This window comes from Roseobacter cerasinus (assembly GCF_009811755.1).
GTDB classification, from domain to species: Bacteria; Pseudomonadota; Alphaproteobacteria; order Rhodobacterales; family Rhodobacteraceae; genus Roseobacter; species Roseobacter cerasinus.
Window position 1 is genome coordinate 1 of record NZ_BLIV01000022.1, and the last position, 1040, is coordinate 1040.

General features: G+C 62.1%; 1 protein-coding gene. It reads right to left on the bottom strand.

What is annotated here, in order from left to right:
• Positions 1-1037 (bottom strand): S-(hydroxymethyl)glutathione dehydrogenase/class III alcohol dehydrogenase (locus tag So717_RS21990; RefSeq protein WP_159981419.1); only part of this gene is annotated, 1037 nt, incomplete at its 3' end.
• Between the last annotated feature and the right edge of the window lie 3 nt (positions 1038-1040).

Genomic DNA, 1040 nt, shown 5'->3' on the forward strand with positions numbered 1-1040 from the left:
AGCTTGTGGGTGATCATCGGGTCGATCTCGATCTTGCCGTCCATGTACCAGTCCACAATCTTCGGCACATCCGTGCGCCCCTTGGCCCCGCCAAAGGCCGTGCCGCGCCAGACGCGCCCCGTGACCAGCTGGAAGGGCCGCGTCGAGATCTCCGCGCCCGCAGGTGCGACCCCGATGATGATGCTCTCCCCCCAGCCCTTGTGGGCGCACTCCAGCGCCGTCCGCATCACATTCACATTGCCCGTGGCGTCGAAGGTGTAATCCGCGCCACCCTTCGTAAGCTCAACCAGATGGGCCACCATATCCCCATCCACCTTTAATGGATTGACAAAATCCGTCATCCCGAACTGTTGTCCCATCACCGCCTTGTCGTCGTTCAGATCAACCCCCACGATCTGGTCACAGCCCGCCATGCGCAGCCCCTGGATCACGTTGAGACCAATGCCGCCCAGCCCAAAGACCACACAGCGCGAGCCGATCTCGACCTTGGCGGTGTTGATCACCGCCCCGATGCCCGTGGTCACGCCGCAGCCGATGTAGCAGATCTTGTCAAAAGGCGCGTCTTTTCGGACCTTTGCGAGCGCTATTTCAGGTACCACTGTATGATTGGCGAAGGTCGAACAGCCCATGTAGTGGTGGATCGGCGTGCCATCCAGCATCGAGAACCGCGTCGACCCATCCGGCAGCAGGCCCGCCCCTTGCGTGGCGCGCACCTTCTGACAGAGGTTGGTTTTCGGGTTCAGGCAGTACTCGCATTCGCGGCATTCCGGCGTGTAAAGCGGGATCACATGGTCGCCCACCTCCAGGCTGGTGACGCCCTCGCCCACCTCGATCACAACGCCCGCGCCTTCATGGCCAAGGATCGCGGGAAAAATACCTTCGGGGTCATCACCCGAGCGCGTGAACTCATCCGTGTGGCACAGGCCCGTCGCCTTGATCTCCACCAGAACCTCGCCCGCCCGCGGGCCCTCCAGGTTCACCTCCATAACTTCCAAAGGCTTCCCAGCAGCAACCGCAACAGCCGCGCGCGTCTTCATCAT